The sequence below is a fragment of the Rothia sp. 88186D007BW genome, from assembly GCF_053544215.1.
In genome coordinates this window covers 192,218-211,468 of sequence record NZ_JBPPTR010000001.1, presented here as the reverse complement: position 1 = coordinate 211,468, position 19,251 = coordinate 192,218, and the positions used below count along the sequence as shown (strand labels likewise).

The following is a 19,251-nucleotide window of genomic DNA, read 5'->3' as shown; positions in this document are numbered from 1 at the left end:
CCCGCGTTCTGTTTATCCACAACTAGCAGTGTTCTTTATACGGTCTGAGGTAGCTGGAAGGCTACAGGTATCTCGGGTGAAGACCCCGGCGTCTTTCTTCCTACTCAACCCGCCCCTTACCCCTAACTTCACCCGAGATTACACCCAAGAAACTGACACAAGAAGAAGATACCCCCCCGGCCTAGTAGCCGGGGCACTACCCCAAGGAGAACACCGTGTTACCTCATCACCTCTTGTCGCCCGAAGACGCTACCCAGCATTCCTACCCGAGAGGAGCCAGAGGCACAACCGTTCAGCCTAGCCAGACTGGTTTTGATGACCCCGAAGCCGGGGCTACGACCGCTGAATACGGCATTGTTATGCTGGCAGCCGTAGGTTTTGCTGGCCTGCTGCTTGTCATTCTCAAATCTGAAGAAGTGCGGCAGATGCTACTGGGGCTGGTGCAAACAGCCCTCTCAACCGGTGCCTAACCTGCCCCGGTCCCTCACAACAATCCAAGGTGGTGATACCGTGCACACCCAAGTCAGAGGAGAGGCAGAGAGAGGCTCAAGTACCGCCGAGTTCGCGGTCATACTCCCTGCCCTCATCTTCATACTGGCCCTGGTGCTGGGTGCTGCTGCCACCGGCATCGTACAGCTCACATTAGAAGAGGGCGCCCGCTTAGGAGCACGGGCCGCTGCTAGAGGTGAAACCGCAGAGACAGTCACCCGTATCGTCCAAGAGATAGACCCCACCGCCGCCGTTAGTCTGGAACATACTGATGATATGACGGTAGTGAGAGTCAGCAGACAAGCCCCAGGGCTAGTAGGGCAAATCAGTGGGTGGACTCTAGTAGCTGATGCCCAGGCCCTCACCGAGCAAGGTGCCACCGCAGAAGAGAAGACACCGTGAAGCCTACCCCCAGCCCTGAGAGAGGTAGCAGCACGGTAGCTGCTATAGGCATCATCTGCGTTCTTCTGGTGTTAGGAGTCACCTGTGCTGGGCTCATAGGGGTTAGCACCGCTAACCACCGGGCGGCAGGGGCCGCCGATCTAGCGGCCCTTGCCGCAGCGGACGCCGCCCGAGGCCTTACCCCCGGTGAGCCCTGCGCGGTAGCTGAGCATGTAGCCCAGGCCAACGGGGCCCAGCTCGGTGGCTGCGGCCAGCCAGCAGGCAGTAGTGGGATAGTAGATGTGCGCACCTTCGTTGATATTTCTGGCCCCTTTGCCTTCCTCGGGCAGGCTGAAGGGCTCTCACGAGCTGGGCCACCTACCCGCCCATGACAGGGCCTATGGCAGAATGAACCGGCCGCCGCCCCAGTCTAGAAAGGGTCATCAGTAAGGGGCCTACCGGTCAAAGACTCCACCACACTCACCGGCCCACCGCCCCCAGCCACAGGGTCCTGGGCGGTGGGAACCTCAGCTACTGGCCCCAACGGTTCAAGTAACCTCCTGCGCTCTTCAATAGTCAGCTCACCAGATTCCACCAGCAGGGCTGCTAGAAGCCGGGCCGCACCGGCCTTATGCAAGGGCTCATTACGGTTACCACACTTAGGTGACTGCACACAGGAGGGGCAACCCAGCTCACACTCACAGGCCAAAATCGTATCCAAGGTAGCCCGCAACCAGTGGCCCACCTGCTCAAAACCCCGCTCAGCAAAACCCGCCCCGCCAGGGTGCCCATCGTAAACAAAAATTGTGGGCTGTTCAGTATCAACGTGAAAAGCAGTCGATAAACCACCAATATCCCACCGGTCACAGGTAGCCACCAGAGGCAGCAAACCGATAGCCGCATGCTCAGCAGCATGCAAGGCACCAGGAACATCACGCTCATGAATCCCAGCAGCGTGAAGCACACTGGCAGGCATCGCCCACCAGATAGCCTTCGTTTGCAGCTCCTGCGGGGCAAGATCCAGCGGCTCATCACCCAAAACCTGCTGCCCCACCAAAGACTTCCGCTGATAACCCACCACCTGAGAGCGCACCCGCACCCGGCCATAACTCAAAGAAACCTGCCCCTGCTGCTGCGTTTCCTCAGCCCCTAAGACGGTAACCTCAGTGATATCACGCGACTGAGTGTAATAATCAGGGCTCACCGCAGAAACCACGATGACCCTATTATCCTCATCAAGCTCTTCCACCACATAGGTCTTGCCCTGGTGAGTGTAGATAGCGCCGGGGTGCCCCTGGGAGTGGGCGTGACCATCGTCCATACTGCCAATGACGCTACCTGTCTCACCATCAATAATCTGCAGGGGAGAACCGCCCCCACGCAGGTTCACAAAATCACTGGCCGATTCAGGGTGAGTCCAAAACCAGCCGGTAGCTCGCCGACGCAAATACCCCTGCTCAACCAAGCGCCCTAGCAGGGCTTCAGTCATACGCCCAAAAACCATCAGTTCCTCCGGGCGAAGGGGAATCTCAGCGGCCGCAGCGCACAGGTGCGGGCTGAGCACATAGGGGTTCTCAGGGTCAAAAACGGTCTTCTCAACCGGCCGATCAAAAATATCTTCCGGATGATGCACCAGGTAGGTATCAAGCGGGTCCTCACTGGCGATAAGCACAGCAAAGGCATCCTGCCCGGCCCTGCCAGCGCGTCCTATCTGCTGATAAAAGGACGCCCGCGTACCCGGCCACCCGCCCACCAGCACCGCATCAAGCCCCGCAATATCAATACCCAGCTCTAGGGCGTTAGTTGAGGCCACCCCCAGTATCTCCCCCCTGCGCAGGCGAGCTTCTAGCACCCGCCGTTCTTCAGGAAGATAGCCGGCCCTATAGGCAGCTACTCGCTCAGAAAGACCAGGCTCAACCTCATCAAGATACCGCCCAGCGGTCTGAGCAATCGCCTCGGCCCCCCGCCGGGACTTAATGAAAGAAATGGTGCGGGTGCGGTTAACCACCAGGTCAGTGAGCATCTCAGCGCTCTGACTGATCACCGATTTACGCACTGGTGCCCCGTTCTCCCCAGCCCCTCTTCCCTGGGCACCGGGGCGCGGGCTCACCCCGTTAGAGTGGGCTGCGAGCTTATCATTGACAGCCGCACCCTCAGTAAATTCTGGCTCCCACAAAAGCACATGGGTAGCCCCACGCGGGGCGGTACTCTCTGTCACCGCAGTAACCGCCTCAGGCCGCGAACCAATTAGCCGGGCAAAAGATTCAGCCGGTTCAGCGCTGGTGGCCGAGGCCCCTATAAAGACCGGGGTGGCCCCGTAGTAGCGGCAGATTCGCCGGAGCCTGCGCACCAGCAGAGAAACATGGGCCCCGAAAACGCCCCGGTAACTGTGGGCTTCATCCACTATCACATATGTGAGCTTGCGCAGAAAACCTGCCCAGCGGGCGTGGTTGGGCAAGATGGCGTGGTGCAGCATATCGGGGTTGGCCAGAATGAAGTTGGCGCGCTCGCGGATGAAGCGGCGGTCAGCTTGCGGGGTGTCGCCGTCGTAGCTTTCGGCAATGACCCCTGGCACCCCCAGGTTGCGTAGGGAGGCTAGTTGGTCTGCTGCCAGGGCTTTGGTGGGGGAGAGGTAGAGGGCTGTGGCTCTGCCGGAGTTGAAGCCCCTGGCTTGGGCTTCAAATTCGCCCCGGTAGATGGCGTTGAGGGCGGGGAGCTGGTAGGCCAGGGATTTTCCTGAGGCTGTGCCTGTTGCCAGAATGACGTGCCGGTTGCCAGGGGAGCTGTGTGCGGCTGTTGCCGCTTCTACTTGGTGCCGGTAGGGTTCGGGAACCCCCAGGTTTTGGTAGGCCTCTATGATGCGGGGGTGGGCCCAGGTTGGCCAGGGGGAGGTTTCTGCTGGGCGGGCCGGTAGGGTGCGCACGTGGGTTACTTGCTCAGGTAAGGACGTCAGCCCCAGCTGGTCGAGCACCAGGGCCAGTTCGCCGGGGTGAGGGGCGCGGGTGGCCGGTGCTCCTGTGGGGTGAGCGTGTGGGGGGAGAGCTTCTGTGGGCACCTATCTATTATGTCATTTGGTGGGGGAGAAGCCTCTGTGCCCCTGGTCTTGCTGGTGGGCTGTACGGTCTAAAATGGGGGTGTGTCTCAAGAAAAAATTATTCTCTATTATTGCTTTGCCCCTGTAACTGACCCTAAAGCTGTGATGCTCTGGCAGCGTGCCCTGTGCGAGAAGCTGGGGCTGACCGGCCGCATCCTGATCTCTAAGCACGGTATTAACGGTACTTTAGGTGGCGATATTAACGCCCTGAAACAGTACGGTAAGACCACCCGCCAGTACCCTGGTTTTGAAAAGCTGGAGCTTAAATGGTCAAACGGTGGGGCCAGCGATTTCCCCCGCCTTTCTGTTAAGGCCCGCGATGAGATTGTTGCTTTTGGTAGCCCTGATGAGCTGGTTGTCGATGAGAACGGTGTTGTCGGTGGCGGTGTGCACCTGAAGCCTGAGGAGGTGAACAAGCTTGTTGAAGAACGCGGTGACGAGGTTGTTTTCTTCGATGGCCGTAACGCCTTTGAAGCTAAAATCGGTAAGTTCAAGAACGCTGTTGTACCCGATGTTCGCACCACCCATGATTTCATTACAGAAATTGAGTCGGGTAAGTACGATGATCTCAAAGACAAGCCCGTTATCACTTACTGCACCGGTGGTATCCGCTGTGAAATTCTTTCTGCCTTGATGAAGAATCGGGGCTTTAAAGAGATTTACCAGATTGACGGCGGTATTGTGCGCTACGGCGAAAAATACGGCGATTCTGGTCTCTGGGAGGGCTCGCTGTATATCTTTGATAAGCGCCAGCACATGAACTTCTCACCCGATACTGTCACTATCGGCGAATGTGAGCACTGTGGTGCTAAGGCTAATACCTTCGTCAATCTTGATGTGGAGGGAAAGCGCGACCTGGTGCTCCTGTGCCCTGATTGCCAGGCTAAGGTGCAGGCTGAGCGTGAGGCAGTGACTGCCTAGGTATGAGCGAGCAGAAAACTCCGGCCTACGAAACAGCCTTGATTGAGTACGGCACTTTCATGGTTGCTGGTGTCACTGACTCTGCGACCGAAGAGAGCGACTTTGGCTCCTGGTGGGAGCGTCTGTACAGTCAGCTTGAATCGGGTGAGAGCGAGCTGGCTAGTCAGCGCCTGGCTGCGGTTGAAAAGTTGCAGAAGGTGGGTGTGGTCATGCCTGATGCGGAGGACACCGGCTTTACCTACACGGCAGGTTTTATTGTGCCAGGCGGTATTAAGGACGTTGCGGCTTTGGGTTTGACGGGGGTTATGGTCCCTGCTGCTATGTATGCAACTGTCTTGGTGCAGGGGGCTATTACCCCTGGCGTCCCTCCTGCCCATATTAGGGAGGGCTTTGATTACCTGGCTCAGACTTTTATCCCTTCGAAGGGGTTAGAACCTACCGGGGTGTGCCTTGAGGTGTATGGGCCGGGTGATGTGACCAATGAGAACTATCGTATGTATCTCTGGCAGGCAGTTACCAGCCCACAGGCCCAGTAGGTAGGGTAACCGGCAGCTTGGGTAAGAAAATACCTCCCGCAGTGCGATGTGCGGGAGGTATGTGTTTCTACTGTAGGTGCCTTTGCGGGCACCTGATGAACGGTTATCTGATGTGGTAATACCGAAGGGAAGAGTCTTTAGGAGTTTTGCTCTGTAGCTAGTTCAGCTTCGAGCTTCTCAATAATCTCTGCGATGAAGTCGGGGCCACCGTTAGCGGCCTTTTCTTTCCAGTCAGCGATGGACTTTTCCAGTTCAGCAATTTTTTCTGCATTTGCCATAAGGTAAATATAACCCAAACCTCTAGAAGAGAACAGTTTGTTTACCCTTTAACCTTTTCCCAGCTCTCAACAGGCCCGGGTACCACGGTGAAAAGCGGGTGGGGCACTTTCAAGGGTGGCTTGGCAAAATGCTGGTCATACCACTGCGGCGAACGGGCTTTTACTTTTTCTGCCAAAAAATCTAGTTCGTAATCGAGCTGATCTGATGTGACAGGCAGCGGGTCCAGCCTCTCTTGGGGTGGTAGTAGCAAGAGACTCCGGTTGAAGTTATAGCCCCGCCTATCTGCCTCATCGGCCAAGCCGTGCAGGTAGGTGCAGATGTAGGCCAGAGGGTTACTGGAGGCTTTGAATCGGTCAAGCTGGGGGTGATTAGTATAGCCCTTGGTGAGCCCTTGAAGCACTTTTTGGGCAAGCAGGGTCTCACGCCAGCAGGCCACCAGCCCCTTAGCATCGAGCAGACAGGGGTGAACTGACCAGATGCGCATTAAGGCTGGGTTTTGTTGGCGATGGCTTCTTCCAGGCGTTGAACCTTGCCGGTGATTTCTCCAGAATCGTGGCCGGGGCGAATATCGGCTTTGAGTACCAGGGCAACCCGGTTGCCGTACTTGCCCACAGCTTCGGTGGCTGCTTTGATGACGGCCATGCACTCATCCCAGTCACCTTCGATGGTGGTGAACATGGAGTCGGTCTTGTGGGGTAGCCCTGAATTACGAACAATCTGGACAGCGTCTGCTACGGCGTCGTGAACGGAACCGGAGGGGTCGCCGCCGCCGGTGGGTGCAACTGAAAAAGCGAATAACATGTCTCTACCGTACCGCGCGGTGACGCTTAAAGTGCGCATACGGTTAAATAGAGGGTGTGATGACTTCCGATTTTTCTTGTGTTCCCGGCGCACCCGTGAGCGCCGATACTGCTGCCCTGGCCCGTCTGCACGCTGCTTTGACTGAGCTGAATTACACCTATGACGGTGTTGAAAAGCTCTTGGGTTCTCGTGCTTTTGAGGCGATGACGCGGGATCAGGTGGTGCCCGGTCTCTACCGGGTGAACCAGATTTTGGGGCAAGAGCCCACTTCAGAAACGTTCACTGCGGCCCAGCGTAACCTTGCCCAGCTGGTGCGTTTCTTCTTGTTTGGTGCTGCACTAGCTGGTGAAGAACTTGAGGACGCCCTGGGGCCAGGGAGCCTAGAATTGCTCCTGAGCTTGGGGCTGGCAGAACCTGCCGAAAACGGTCTGGTGCAGGCGGCTGTGGATTTGCGCCCCCATGCGGCCGATGATGGGACCGAACTCTTTGTGGCCAGCGATATGGGTGCCCACCAGCGCCCTGGTGTGCTGCGTAGGGACCATGTGCTGGGTATTGGTCATGCGTCCTTGACCTTAGCGCAGCTAACCGAGCGTACCGCTGTGGACCGGGCCCTTGATCTGGGTACTGGCTGCGGTATCCAGGTCTTTCACCTGCTGGCCCACACTCGTCATGTGACTGCTACCGATATTTCTGAGCGGGCCTTGGCCTTTACCCGCTTTAACCTCTTGCTGAATGCCTCGGCCCTGGGTCTGGATGTTGCTCACCTTGAGGAGCGGGTGAGCCTGCGTTTGGGTTCCCTCTTGGAGCCGGTTGCCGGTGAGACCTTTGACCTGGTGGTCTCTAACCCGCCTTTCGTCATCACCCCGCGCAGTGAACAGGAGACCCCTGAAGACCAATTTACTTACCGTGATGGCGGTATGGCTGGTGACGGTATTGTCTCAACCTTGGTGCAACAGCTGCCTAGCGTTCTGGCCCCTGGTGGGCGGGCCCAGATGCTGGGTAACTGGGAAATTCCCGTTGATGGGCAGGACGGCCCCGCCGACTGGGCTGCCCGTCCGCGCGCCTGGGTGGGCGAGCAGACCGAGGCCTGGTTCATTCAGCGTGAGGTGCTGGAACCTGAACAGTACGCTGAGACCTGGTTACGCGATGCTAGTGAAAACCGCGACCCGGCCCACTTTGAAGCTGCCTACACCGCTTATCTGCGTGATTTTGCTTCTCGTGGTGTTGGCTCAATCGGCTTTGGCATGATTTGGTTGCGTCAGCCTGACCCGGCGTCCGCGGGGGAGCGTCTGCACCGTTTTGAAGAAATCACTTACCCCATTCAGCAGCCTATCGCCCCTTTTATCACTGAGGCTGTGCAGCACTATGACCAGGTCACTGCTCTGAGTGATGCCCAGCTTCTTGAGCAGCACCTGGTGGTAGCGGGGGACGTGACTGAAGAGCGTCACTTCACCCCCGGTTCTGAGCACCCTTCTGTTATTTTGCTGCGGGCCGGTGCCGGGTTGCGTCGCACTATCTTAGAAACTACTGAAACCTCAGGTTTTGTCTCTGCCTGCGATGGGGAACTGAGTGCCGGCCAAATTGTGGGGGCTTTGACTGCCCTGCTGGGCTGGGAGGGTGAGGAGCCGCAGCGGGTATTAATCAGTAATATGCGTGAACTCCTAGAGAAGAGTTTCCTGCGATTTGACCAGAAAGACTAGACTGAGGCCATGGTAGAGAACCCTATTAAAACCCTGTCTGAAGACCACTGCTGGGAGCTGCTGGGCACGCACGAGTTTGGCCGCCTAGCCCTGGCTGTAGGCGGGGAGGTAGATATCTACCCCGTCAATTTTGTGGTGCACGAGAAGAAAATCTATTTCCGCACTGCCGCCGGCCAGAAGCTCTCAGAGGTCGTCATTAGCCGTAAAGCTGCCTTTGAAATTGATGAGATTAAGGACGGCATCGCCCGCTCTGTTGTTGTGCACGGTAACGCCCAGTGGCTCACCAGCGAAGCTGATATCGGTGCTGTTGAGGCCCTGGGGCTGCGCGCCTATTTGCCGACCTATAAGACCAACTGGGTTGAGGTGGAGCCGGTGAGTATCAGCGGGCGGGAATTTGAAATCGGGGCAGAACCTGCCCACGAGCTCTAAGTCTGCGGGGCTAGGGCTCTCCTGCGCCCTTTTAGCTGCCCTTGCAGGTCACACCCGTCCAAGTGGACACGATGCCCCGTAGGTCGGCTATTGTTATGCATACATGCGAAAAACCGACCCCAAGGAGCCCTCAGTGCCCACTAAGGCAACCACCGAGCACGGCAAGTCACTGCTGATTGTGGAATCCCCCTCGAAGGTGAAAACCATCAGCGGGTACCTGGGCGATGCTTTTATCGTTGAATCCTCCATGGGGCATATTCGTGACCTTCCCCAGCCTTCTGAACTACCCGATGAACTCAAAAAGAGTCCCGTTGGTAAGTTCGCGGTCAACGTGGAAGAGGGCTTTGAGCCCTACTACGTGGTGAACTCTGATAAGAAAAAGAAGGTCACCGAGCTCAAGCGCCTACTCAAAGAGTCCGATGCCCTCTACCTGGCAACCGATGGTGACCGTGAAGGTGAAGCTATCGCCTGGCACCTCTTGCAGGTGCTCAAACCCAAGGTGCCCGTCTACCGTCTGACCTTCCCCGAAATCACCAAAGAAGCTATCCAACGCGGTTTTAAGGAACTGCGCGAGATTGATAGCAACCTGGTTGATGCCCAAGAAACCCGCCGCGTGCTTGACCGTATCTACGGTTACGAACTCTCACCGGTGCTCTGGCGCAAGGTCTCCCGCGGCCTCTCCGCAGGTCGTGTGCAGTCCGTAGCAACCCGCCTGGTCGTAGAGCGTGAACGCGAACGCATGGCCTTCCGCTCAGCCACCTACTGGGATCTGACCGGAACCTTCACCACCGGCTCTGCTGAATCTTTTACCGCCAAGCTTTCAGCGGTTGACGGGGCCCGCGTGGCTACCGGTAAGGACTTCGCTGATGACGGCGTCCTCAAGGTCAGTGCCCGTAACAAGGTTGCCCACCTGGACGAAACTGCCGCCAGCACCCTAGCTGACGCCTTGGCCTCTGCTGCTTTTGCCGTCCGCTCGGTTGACACTAAGCCTTACACCCGCCGCCCTGCTGCTCCTTTTACTACCTCAACTCTGCAGCAGGAGGCTGCCCGTAAGCTCCGCTTCTCCTCCCGCTCCACCATGCAGGTAGCCCAGCGTCTTTACGAAAACGGTTACATCACCTATATGCGAACCGACTCGGTTGCCCTGTCTGACCAGGCGACTCAGGCCGCCCGTAAGCAGGCCTCTGAGCTCTATGGCGCCGATTTTGTGCCCGCCTCCCCGCGCGTTTATAGCTCCAAGTCTAAGAACGCCCAGGAAGCTCACGAGGCAATCCGCCCCGCCGGGGATTCCTTCCGCACCCTTGCTGAGGTTAAGAGTGCCCTGAGCATTGATGAGTTCCGCCTGTATGAGCTGATTTGGAAGCGCACCGTTGCCTCCCAGATGGCTGATGCTAAGGGTTCCACTGCCTCCGTCCGCTTGGGCGCTACCGCCGCAGATGGCCGGGATGCTGAGTTCGCAGCCTCCGGTACTGTGATTACTTTCCGCGGTTTCTTGGCCGCCTATGAAGAAGGTAAGGACGCTCTACGCGGCGAAGAGGGCAAGGGCGAGGCCAAAGAAGGTAAGGGCGATAAGCGCCTGCCTAACCTGGCTGAAGGCGATTCTTTGAGCGGTAGCGATATTGAAGCTGCCCGCCACGAAACTTCACCCCCGCCCCGCTACACTGAAGCTTCCCTTGTGAAGGCCATGGACGAGCTGGGGATTGGCCGCCCCTCTACCTATGCGGCGGTTATTTCTACCATCATGGACCGTGGTTATGTCAATAACCGCTCCGGCTCCCTGGTGCCCTCATGGACCGCTTTTTCGGCCGTCCGCCTGCTTGAAGAGCATTTCGCTAAGTACGTGGATTATGAGTTCACCGCTGAGATGGAAGAAGACCTTGACCGTATTGCCCGCGGTGAAGAGGCCCGCCCCCAGTGGCTCTCTAACTTCTACTTTGGTGGGGCAGAGCAGCGGGGTCTCAAACCTATCGTTGATAACCTGGGCGATATTGACGCCCGCGCCATTAACTCGGTAGAGGTTGCCCCCGGCGTGAACCTGCGGGTGGGTAAGTTCGGCCCCTACCTTGAAACTGGTGGGGAAGTTGATACCGAGACCGGTGAAATCAAGGACCCGATTCGTGCCAACGTTCCGGCTGATTTGGCCCCTGATGAGCTGACCGAAGAGAAGGTTGCAGAGCTCCTTGAAGCCGGTAAGAACGATGGCCGTGAACTGGGTATCGACCCGGCTACCGGGCGCACCATTGTGGCTCGTGATGGCCGTTTTGGCCCTTATGTGACTGAGGTGATTCCCGAGATGAGCGAGGAAGAAATCGCCGCTTGGATGGAGGCCCAGCCCACCGAGTACTACAAGAACGGTAAGCCTAAGCCTAAGAAGAAGCCTAAGGCTGAAAAGCCCCGTACTGGCTCTCTCTTCAAGTCAATGGATTTAGCTACTGTCACCTTAGATGATGCCCTGAAGATTATGAGCCTGCCGCGGGTGGTTGGTACTGATGCTGAGGGTACGGAGATTACCGCCCAGAATGGCCGTTTTGGCCCCTACTTGAAGAAGGGTACTGACTCTCGTTCGCTGGAAACTGAGGATCAGATTTTCTCTATTACCTTAGAGCAGGCTCTAGAGATTTATTCTCAGCCTAAGCAGCGCGGACGCGGGGCGGCTAAGCCCCCGCTGGCGGAGCTTGGTGTTGACCCGGTCTCTGAAAAGAAGATTGTGGTCAAGGACGGCCGCTTTGGCCCCTATATCACCGATGGGGTCACTAATATTACGGTGCCCCGTAGTGAGACTATTGAGTCTTTGACTCATACCCGTGCGGTGGAGTTGCTGGCTGAAAAGCGGGCTAAGGGCCCGGTCAAGCGTAAGACCGCGGCGAAGAAACCGGCAGCTAAGAAGGCAACCGCTAAGAAAACTACTGCCAAGAAGACGGCTCCGAAGAAGAGTACTGCTCAGAAATCGGGTGAGTAGCCGCCTCTAGCGTGGGGGTCCTCCTTGTAGACTGGTAGGCAGGAAACTTTCTGTCACCACTCTAGGGGGACTCATGCGTCTTGGCGTGCTTGATATTGGCTCAAATACTGGCCATCTGCTTCTAATTGAAGGGCAGCTCGGTTCCCGCCCTGAGGCTTACACTGATTCTCATAAGGAACCCTTACAGCTGGTGCGCTACATCGATTCTGGCGGCAATATTACCGATGAGGGCCGGGACCGTCTGACGAACTTTGTGAAGTCTGCGGTGCTCTACGCTATCAAGCATGGTGCAGAGGACCTGCTGGCCTTTGCTACCAGTGCTATCCGTGAGTCAAAGAATGGCCCGGAGGTGCTGCAACATGTGCAGAATCAGACCGGTGTCAACCTGACCGAAATTACCGGTGATCAGGAAGCTGCTATCACCTACCACGCGGTGCGCCACTGGCAGGGTTGGGGGGCTGGGCGCATCCTTAATTTCGATATTGGTGGTGGCTCTTTCGAGTTCTCTACCGGTATGGACGCCTACCCTGACGATGCTCTTTCTGTACCCTTGGGTGCTACCCGCTTAACTGGTGACTGGTTGAGTGGCCCGGTGCCCTCACCTAAAGAAATTAAGAAGCTCCGCAAGTATGTGCGTGAGACCCTGCAGCCGGTAGCTGACCAGCTTCTTGCCTATGGTCAGCCTCATATGGTGGTGGGAACCTCTAAAACCTTCCGTTCGCTGGCTCGTATCTGTGGGGCTGCGCCCTATTCGGCAGGCCCCTTCATTAAACGTGAAATGCTGCTGGAAGACCTCAAACTCTGGACCCGCCGTCTTGAGGCTATGGACCCTGACCAGCGTGCCGGGCTGCCGGGTGTTTCAGCTGTGCGTGCTGAGCAGATGCTGGCTGGGGCTATCGCCGCAGAATCTGCCATGGAGATATTTGGTGTTGAGCGTCTGCGTGTTTCTCCCTGGGCCCTGCGTGAGGGCCTGGTGCTACGGCGCATGAACTACCTTTCCCAGCAGGGCCCTGAAGCTATGATTGACCCCCGTTCTCTCTCCGAATTTGTGCAGGACTAGCTATGAGCACCACAGAACCTAGCAAGCAGCCTTCCCGCCCACCTGTACCGGTGGCTCTTTCAACCTCCTGTCTCTTCCCTCTGGGCGTGCCTGAAACCTTCTCTACCGCAGTAGATTTGGGCTATGACAGTGTGGAAGTCATGATCACTCACTCGGCTCTCTCCCAGGAGCCTCATGACCTTCTTGACCTAATTCAGAAGTATCAGATTCCTATTTCTGCTATTCACGCTCCTACCTTGTTGTTGACCCAGCAGGTCTGGGGTAGGGCCTGGAATAAGATGCAGATGGCTGCCAAGATGACTAAGGCTGTGGGTGCGGACGTCATCGTGGCCCACCCGCCCTTCCGCTGGCAGCGGCTCTATGCTAAGAACTTTGTGGCCGGTGTGCGTGAAATATCGGAGCTTGAGCAGGTCAAGATTGCTGTGGAGAACATGTACCCCTGGTCGGTTAAGGGCCGTGCGGTAGAGATGTACGCCCCGCACTGGGACCCTTCCCGTTTTGACTATGACTGGATGACTTGGGATTTCTCCCATGCAGCTGCCGCAGGCGATGACTCCTTGGAGGCCGTCAAACGTATCGGCTCTCGCCTGGGGCATGTGCACCTGACTGATGGTTCTGGCGATAAGGTCATGGACGAGCATCTCATCCCTGGTCACGGTACTCAGCCCGTTGCTGAGACCTTGCAATACATTGCTGCCAGTGATTTTGAGGGTGTGGTCTGTGCTGAAGTCTCAACTCGTAAGGCCAAGGGGGCAGGGGCGCGTGATGACATGCTCTATGAGACCTTGCAGTTTGCCCGCACCCACCTCGCGAGATAAATATTCAACTGCCTGTCATATGTGAAGGATAAGACCATGACTACTGTTGCTTTTATTGGAACTGGCTCTATGAACGGTGCTATCGCCTCCGGGCTGCTGGCTGCTGGTGCTGACCCGGCTTCTGTGCGTGCAACTGTTGGTTCTCACGCCAGCATTGCTAGATTGCGCCAGAAACTGGGGGAGGGGGCCCAGCAGGTTACTATCCTGGCAGGTGAGGATGATGCGAAGGCTAATCTGAAAGCCGTTGAGGGCGCTGAGGTTGTCTTGTTGGGTGTTAAGCCCTATGCCATTCTTGATCTTGCCCGTGAGATTTCACCGGCTCTGGGGGAGCATACTGTGGTGGTATCGGTTGCTGCTGGTATTACCTTAGAGGCTTTGCAGCGGGCCCTGCCTGCTGGGCAGCCTGTCATTCGTTGTATGCCTAATACTCCTGCCCGGGTGGGTAAGGGTGTGTTGGCTATTTCTGCGGGGCAGAGTGTCACAGAGGAGCTTAAGGACGCTGCTATGGCGGTTCTGGGTGCTGCTGGCCAGGTGATTGAGGTTGAGGAAGAGCAGATGGGGGCGGTGACCGCTGTGTCTGGTTCTGGCCCCGCTTATGCTTTCTTGCTGGCAGAGACGATGGCCGCTGCGGGTGTGAAGCTGGGGCTTGATGAAAAGACTGCTACCGAGTTGGCTGCTGCTACTCTTGCAGGGGCCGGTTATCTCTTGGATGTTGAGGCTGACCCTGAGGCTCTCCGTAAGGCTGTGACTAGCCCTAATGGCACTACTGATCGGGCAATTACGGCCTATATTGAGGGGGGCCTTTTTAATCTGACGGAGACAGCTATGCGGGCCTGCTTGACGCGAAATGATGAAATGACAGAAGAATTCAGCTCTGAACAATAGGGCTAGAGAATATGTGACGATCAGATTGTGATAAGAGCAGGCTGTGCCACTAAAAACCTGGTGTTAGGTAGGGGTGCAGCCTGCTTTGTGTGATGGGTGAAGATTCTTGTTGGATACTCTAAAGGCCAGTCCGTAGGGAATCGGACTGGCCTTTAGCTTTCTCATTGACCGGTAGGGATCCGGCCTTATGAGAAGACTCGCAACCTGAAGGTGATGGGATTAGGGGGGAACCATCGGGGTGTCTTCAGGTTTTGAGTTACTTGAACGGGTTCGCGGACCGTTCAGTAATCACTCGCACCTTTAGAGGTAGTTATAACTATATGCGAGTTTTTGGGTTTGTGCACCTTGAAACCTGAAAAAAGACGAACTATTTCACAAGCCACCTGAATATTTTCTATGCGCAGGGTGGAATAGGGCGTAGTCAAACATCTCTTGTAGGCGAAAAAACATCAGGGTCGGGCGGCGAATCTTTCTATCAGGTCTACCTGGCCTGAGACAATCAGCAAATCCCGTGAAGACACCCGCGTATCGGGCCTTGCATAGGTGATTTCTTCACCCGGAGACTTCACCCCCACAATGGTTACCCCGTACTTAGAGCGCACATCCGATTCAGCCAAAGTGAAACCGTGAGTCTCTTTAGGCGGAAACATCTTTACGATGGCGAAGTCATCATCGAACTCGATGAAATCCAGTAGACGGCCCGAAACCAGGTGGGCTGCCCGCACTCCGGCATCTGACTCAGGGTAAACAACCTGGTGTGCTCCAATACGGGAGAGAATCTTGCCATGTGAAGGGGTGATTGCTTTAGCCCAGATTCGCTCGATACCCAGATCCACCAGATTAGCGGTGATAAGGACCGAGGCCTCAACAGAGGTGCCTACACCCACCACGGCGGACGTAAAATCCTGTGCCCCTAGCTGGCGTAAGGCGTTCATATCGGTAGCGTCAGCCTCAACCACGTGGGTGAGGTCGCCTGACCATTTCTGTACCAGCACGGGGTCTTTTTCAACCGCCAGCACTTCCTTATTCTGGCGAACTAGCTGGGCTGCGGTAGCCGAGCCAAAGCGTCCTAGGCCAATCACCAGCACGGGGGCACTATGGGCTGGGCGGAAGTCATTTCTAGCCAATGATGGGCCTTTCTTCGGGGAACTTGTAGAGGCGGCGGCGCGAGCGCATGGCTAACCCAGTGGCTACGGTGATAGTACCGATACGGCCAACGAGCATGAGCACAGAAAGAATGTAGGTACCAGAGGGCGGCAACTGGGCTGATAGGCCGGTGGAGAGGCCGCAGGTGGCATAGGCTGAGATGACCTCAAAAAGGGCCCTGTCTAAACCTACATTGCCAATGAGCATGATGGCTGTGGTGCCTACCAGTACGAACATGGCACTCATCATAATGACGGAGATGGCGATGCGCAGGACGGCGTCGGGAATGGTGCGGTTGAAAGCCACCACGAATTGGTCGCCGCGAGCTTCGGCCAAGATGGCCAGAAAGACCACGGTGATGGTGGTGATTTTGATGCCGCCAGCGGTGGAAGCTGAACCGCCACCGATAAACATGAGCACATCGGTCAGCAGCATGGTGACGGGGTGAATATCTGCCATATTGACCATGTTGAAGCCACCAGAGCGGGTCATGATGGAGGCAAAGGCGGCGTTGAGCATTTTATCGCCCACGCTCATACTGCCGACGGTGTGCTCGTTGCCCCACTCTAGGGCGCCCCAGGCCAAGGAGCCTAGGGCAAAGAGAACCAGCGTGCCGATAATGGTGAGCTTGGCGTTGAGGTTCCACTTGCTAAAGCGCAGGTTGTTGCGTAAGACCAAAATTACCGGGAACCCTAAGGAACCGACCATGACCCCTAGTGCTATGGGGAAAAGAATCCAGAGGTCGTGGCCGTAGGGGACGATGCCGTCTGTATGGGGGGTGAAGCCTGCATTATTGAAGGATGAGACTGCGTAGAAGGTGCCGTGCCAGATGGCCTGCCAGAGGGGTTCACCCAGTATGAGAAAGCGGGGAATGAGGGTGAGGGCGATGAGGGCTTCAATGGAGATGGAGGTGAAAGCTACGGTGCGTAACACGGAGCCAACTTCACCCAGGCGCCCGATGTTTAGGGATTCTTGGGCGATGATTTTGGAGCGTAGGCCCAGTTTGCGGCCCACAGCTAGCGCCAGAATGGAGGTGAGGGTGAGTGTGCCTAGTCCACCGATTTGGGAGCCTAAGAGAATCATGAGCTGACCGAAGAAGGTCCATTGTTCGGCGGTGGATACCGTGGTCAGGCCGGTGACGGTTACTGCGCTGGTTGCTGTAAATACTGCATGGTGGAAGTCCACCTGCTGCCCGTTGCGTGAAGCCCAGGGAGTGTAGAGCATGAAGGAGAAGAAAATGATGACCAGTAAGAAGGCTGCGATGGCAATGCGGGAGGACGAGGAGCCAAAAAGACGGTCTATGACATCGCGAAAGTGAGTGATGCGGGCCTGGATGGCTGCTGAGAGCTTCACGATGTGAAGTAGCTGGTGGTATTCCAGGTGCTCCTCTGTGGTTGCTGGGGGAGTTTGCTTGCGATCCTGGGCTTTGCGCACAAGTTTGCTCATCTTTTTCACCTCGCTTTCTGCTGCCGTTTCTAGCGTAGTCTGCCTGCTATGTGTGTGGGGTATAGTGCCTACAGAGTTTTATGTGTTTAATGGTAAGTGTGACCCAACTTACCAGGGGAGGTGGTGTGGGTGGCTACGATTGACCGTCTCAGACCCACCGACGTTCGGGTGCTCTGGTCCCCTATTATGGCTAACTACTATTTTGGCGACTACCACCCCATGCACCCTTCACGCTTAGACGCCACAGCATCCCTGGCCCGTGACCTCGGAATTTTTGACCTCCCCCAGGTGCAGCTGGAAGAGCCTGAAATTGCTACCTTGCAGCAGCTCATGCTGGCCCACGATTACCCCTATATTGATGCGGTGCAAAAAATCAGCGCCAACCCACAACTGACCATCGCCAGCTGCGGGCTAGGCACTGAGGACACCCCCGGCTTTAAGGGGGTGCATGAGGCCTCTGCCCGACTGGCGGGCGGAACCTATCAGGCAGTCGAAGCTATTTTGAGCGGCAAGGTTAAGCACGCGGTTAATTTTGGTGGGGGCATGCACCATGCCTTTCGTGATCATGCGAGCGGTTTTTGTATCTATAACGATTGTGCGGTGGGCATAGCTCGTCTGCTTGAGGCAGGAACCCAGAGGGTTGCCTATATTGATGTGGATGCTCACCATGGGGATGGCACGCAGAGTATTTTCTGGGATGACCCCCGGGTTATGACGGTTTCTCTGCATGAAAGCGGTATGACCCTCTTTCCTGGTACTGGGTTCGCTAATGAGGTGGGCCCTGAGGGGGAGGCTAATGGAACCTCTGTCAATATTGCGGTGCCTGAAGGCACCACTGATTCTGGCTGGTTGCGGGCCTTTGATGCTGTGGTGCCTAGCCTCTTGCGTCAGTTTCAGCCCCAGGTGGTGGTGAGCCAGCATGGGTGTGACTCGCATATGACTGATGATATGTCGCACCTGAACATCAGTATTAACGGGCAGCGTGAAATTGCCGCTCACATTTCTTTACTGGCGGAGGAGTTGTGTGAAGGTCGCTGGGTTGCCACTGGGGGAGGGGGGTATCCCATCTATGACGCTGTGCCTCGTTCGTGGAGCCACCTTATTGCGGTGGCTGCGGGCCAGCCGCTTGATATTAATATGCCCACTCCGGAATCGTGGCAGGTTTATATGCGTGAAAAATACGGTAGTCAGGTGCCCACCCTGATGGGGGACCCTGTTGATCTGTGGTGGTGTTCCTGGGAGGTTGGCTATGATCCCGGCAGTAGTGTGGACCGCAGTATTATGGCCACCCGTAAGGAAGTTTTTCCCTTGTGGGGGATTGACCCTTGGTATGACTAAGGCGGCATGTTGTGGGCTTTTTTGGGTGGCTCATGACGTTCTCAACCTGGGTGCTACCTGGAGAAAAGCAAAAATTGTCCCTATTTTTGCGGTTTAAACATGCAATTGTGGGTATATATGTGTAAAGATGTCAGTATGAAAGACGACATCTTTGCTGTTATCGCTGACCCCACCCGGCGGCACATCCTCCAAGCCCTGGCAACTGAGCGGCTAGCTGTGGGTGAGTTGGTTGAGGAGCTAAGCGTCAGCCAGCCCACCGTATCCAAGCACCTCAAGGTGCTCCGCCTTGCCGGTCTGGTTGAAACCGAGGCGGTAGGCCAAAAGCGTTTTTACTCTATTACCCCCCAGCCCCTAACCACTATCACCAATTGGGCTCGGAATCTCATCGTTTCTCCTGCCACCGATTCTGCCCCTTCAGAGGCCACCGCCCAGAAACTGGTGAAAGCTTCTACTACTGATGGGCCTCGCCCTATTACCGCCGGTATTACCTTCACCCCTCTTGCCCCTTTCACCCCCACCTTGAGCAAGGGGCTGGCAGAAGAGGACGCTGTGGGCCAGATACCGATCAAAGTGGAGTACGATGCGGCTAAGGAACAGGATGCCGTGAGCGAGCAGGTGCGCCTGCTAGCGCAGGGGCTGAGCCTGGGTGCACCAGATGAAGGCCCCCTGAACTATACGGTTTCAACCTCTGAGCGGATCCCCCAGCAAGATACCGTGACCCCCGAGCAGGGCGTCAGCGATGCCACAGCACCGAAGACTGGTGATGACGAGGGTATAGTGCATGGTATGGCTGGGTTGGAAGAAGCTCGTCAGGTGGTAGCTGAGGCTGAGGCGCGTGCAGAAGTAGCAGACGCTCAGGCTCATCAGCGAGCCGGTGCAGAAGAAAACGATGACCGTGGCCTACTGGCCAAGCTCACCCGCTGGGGCCGTCGTAGCTCTCGCTAGGTTCTTGCTCCTGCCTTACCCCAT

The 19,251-nt window shown here is 56.5% G+C and carries 19 protein-coding genes; 13 read left to right on the top strand and 6 right to left on the bottom strand.

Going from position 1 to position 19,251, the window contains the following annotated elements:
- Nucleotides 1-215: 215 nt before the first annotated feature.
- From ACEE09_RS01045 to ACEE09_RS01035, 3 genes are read left to right on the top strand one after another with little or no spacing between them, the layout of a single operon-like run.
- A complete protein-coding gene (locus ACEE09_RS01045; RefSeq protein ID WP_449081265.1) occupies nt 216-470 on the top strand; it encodes a DUF4244 domain-containing protein in 255 nt (84 codons plus the stop codon).
- A gap of 40 nt (nt 471-510) precedes the next feature.
- A complete protein-coding gene (locus tag ACEE09_RS01040) occupies nt 511-891 on the top strand; it encodes a TadE family type IV pilus minor pilin (protein WP_449081264.1) in 381 nt (126 codons plus the stop codon).
- On the top strand, nt 888-1,262 hold the full coding sequence (locus tag ACEE09_RS01035; protein ID WP_449081262.1) for an Rv3654c family TadE-like protein: 375 nt from the start codon (nt 888-890) through the stop codon (nt 1,260-1,262). The genes ACEE09_RS01040 and ACEE09_RS01035 overlap by 4 nt, the downstream gene beginning before the upstream one ends.
- Nucleotides 1,263-1,300: 38 nt before the next feature.
- On the opposite strand, the gene ACEE09_RS01030 is transcribed toward ACEE09_RS01035, so the two are convergent.
- The gene (locus ACEE09_RS01030) at nt 1,301-3,925 is read right to left on the bottom strand and encodes a DEAD/DEAH box helicase (RefSeq protein ID WP_449081260.1); all 2,625 of its coding nucleotides are present in this window, start codon (nt 3,923-3,925) and stop codon (nt 1,301-1,303) included.
- Between the two features lie 81 nt (nt 3,926-4,006).
- Between ACEE09_RS01030 and trhO the strand changes: the two genes are divergently transcribed.
- Nucleotides 4,007-4,885, top strand: a complete 879-nt coding sequence (gene trhO / locus ACEE09_RS01025; protein WP_449081258.1) for an oxygen-dependent tRNA uridine(34) hydroxylase TrhO — start codon at nt 4,007-4,009, stop codon at nt 4,883-4,885.
- Between the two features lie 2 nt (nt 4,886-4,887).
- A complete protein-coding gene (locus tag ACEE09_RS01020; RefSeq protein WP_449081256.1) occupies nt 4,888-5,421 on the top strand; it encodes a GyrI-like domain-containing protein in 534 nt (177 codons plus the stop codon).
- Nucleotides 5,422-5,558: 137 nt separating this feature from the next.
- Here ACEE09_RS01020 and ACEE09_RS01015 read toward each other — a convergent pair whose 3' ends face one another.
- The 3 genes from ACEE09_RS01015 to ACEE09_RS01005 are packed head-to-tail and all read right to left on the bottom strand — an operon-like array spanning nt 5,559 to nt 6,501.
- Complete coding sequence (locus ACEE09_RS01015; protein ID WP_449081255.1) at nt 5,559-5,699, bottom strand: hypothetical protein; 141 nt, start codon at nt 5,697-5,699, stop codon at nt 5,559-5,561.
- 41 nt (nt 5,700-5,740) lie between these two features.
- Nucleotides 5,741-6,184, bottom strand: a complete 444-nt coding sequence (locus ACEE09_RS01010; protein ID WP_449081253.1) for a pyrimidine dimer DNA glycosylase/endonuclease V — start codon at nt 6,182-6,184, stop codon at nt 5,741-5,743.
- Complete coding sequence (locus ACEE09_RS01005) at nt 6,184-6,501, bottom strand: thiamine-binding protein (protein ID WP_449081252.1); 318 nt, start codon at nt 6,499-6,501, stop codon at nt 6,184-6,186. The genes ACEE09_RS01010 and ACEE09_RS01005 overlap by 1 nt, the downstream gene beginning before the upstream one ends.
- Before the next feature lie 59 nt (nt 6,502-6,560).
- Between ACEE09_RS01005 and ACEE09_RS01000 the strand changes: the two genes are divergently transcribed.
- From ACEE09_RS01000 to proC, 6 genes are all read left to right on the top strand, one after another.
- Nucleotides 6,561-8,201, top strand: a complete 1,641-nt coding sequence (locus ACEE09_RS01000; protein ID WP_449081250.1) for a DUF7059 domain-containing protein — start codon at nt 6,561-6,563, stop codon at nt 8,199-8,201.
- Nucleotides 8,202-8,210: 9 nt separating this feature from the next.
- Complete coding sequence (locus tag ACEE09_RS00995) at nt 8,211-8,630, top strand: pyridoxamine 5'-phosphate oxidase family protein (protein ID WP_449081248.1); 420 nt, start codon at nt 8,211-8,213, stop codon at nt 8,628-8,630.
- Between the two features lie 133 nt (nt 8,631-8,763).
- The gene (topA, locus tag ACEE09_RS00990) at nt 8,764-11,589 is read left to right on the top strand and encodes a type I DNA topoisomerase (protein WP_449081246.1); all 2,826 of its coding nucleotides are present in this window, start codon (nt 8,764-8,766) and stop codon (nt 11,587-11,589) included.
- 73 nt (nt 11,590-11,662) lie between these two features.
- Nucleotides 11,663-12,649, top strand: a complete 987-nt coding sequence (locus tag ACEE09_RS00985; protein ID WP_449081244.1) for a Ppx/GppA phosphatase family protein — start codon at nt 11,663-11,665, stop codon at nt 12,647-12,649.
- 2 nt (nt 12,650-12,651) lie between these two features.
- Nucleotides 12,652-13,467, top strand: coding sequence for a sugar phosphate isomerase/epimerase family protein (locus tag ACEE09_RS00980; protein ID WP_449081242.1), 816 nt, complete (start codon nt 12,652-12,654; stop codon nt 13,465-13,467).
- A 36-nt stretch (nt 13,468-13,503) separates the two neighbouring features.
- On the top strand, nt 13,504-14,352 hold the full coding sequence (gene proC / locus ACEE09_RS00975; protein ID WP_449081240.1) for a pyrroline-5-carboxylate reductase: 849 nt from the start codon (nt 13,504-13,506) through the stop codon (nt 14,350-14,352).
- A gap of 449 nt (nt 14,353-14,801) precedes the next feature.
- Here proC and ACEE09_RS00970 read toward each other — a convergent pair whose 3' ends face one another.
- A complete protein-coding gene (locus tag ACEE09_RS00970; RefSeq protein ID WP_449081238.1) occupies nt 14,802-15,479 on the bottom strand; it encodes a potassium channel family protein in 678 nt (225 codons plus the stop codon).
- Entirely contained in the window at nt 15,472-16,944 is a 1,473-nt protein-coding gene (locus tag ACEE09_RS00965; RefSeq protein WP_449081236.1) for a TrkH family potassium uptake protein, read from the bottom strand. The genes ACEE09_RS00970 and ACEE09_RS00965 overlap by 8 nt, the downstream gene beginning before the upstream one ends.
- 186 nt (nt 16,945-17,130) lie before the next feature.
- Here ACEE09_RS00965 and ACEE09_RS00960 point away from each other — a divergent pair, with 186 nt between their 5' ends.
- Nucleotides 17,131-18,282 carry an acetoin utilization protein AcuC gene (locus ACEE09_RS00960; protein ID WP_449081341.1) on the top strand — a complete coding sequence of 384 codons (1,152 nt, stop codon included), beginning with the start codon at nt 17,131-17,133 and terminating at the stop codon, nt 18,280-18,282.
- Nucleotides 18,283-18,417: 135 nt separating this feature from the next.
- Nucleotides 18,418-19,227 carry an ArsR/SmtB family transcription factor gene (locus ACEE09_RS00955; RefSeq protein ID WP_449081234.1) on the top strand — a complete coding sequence of 270 codons (810 nt, stop codon included), beginning with the start codon at nt 18,418-18,420 and terminating at the stop codon, nt 19,225-19,227.
- The last annotated feature ends 24 nt before the right edge of the window (nt 19,228-19,251 follow it).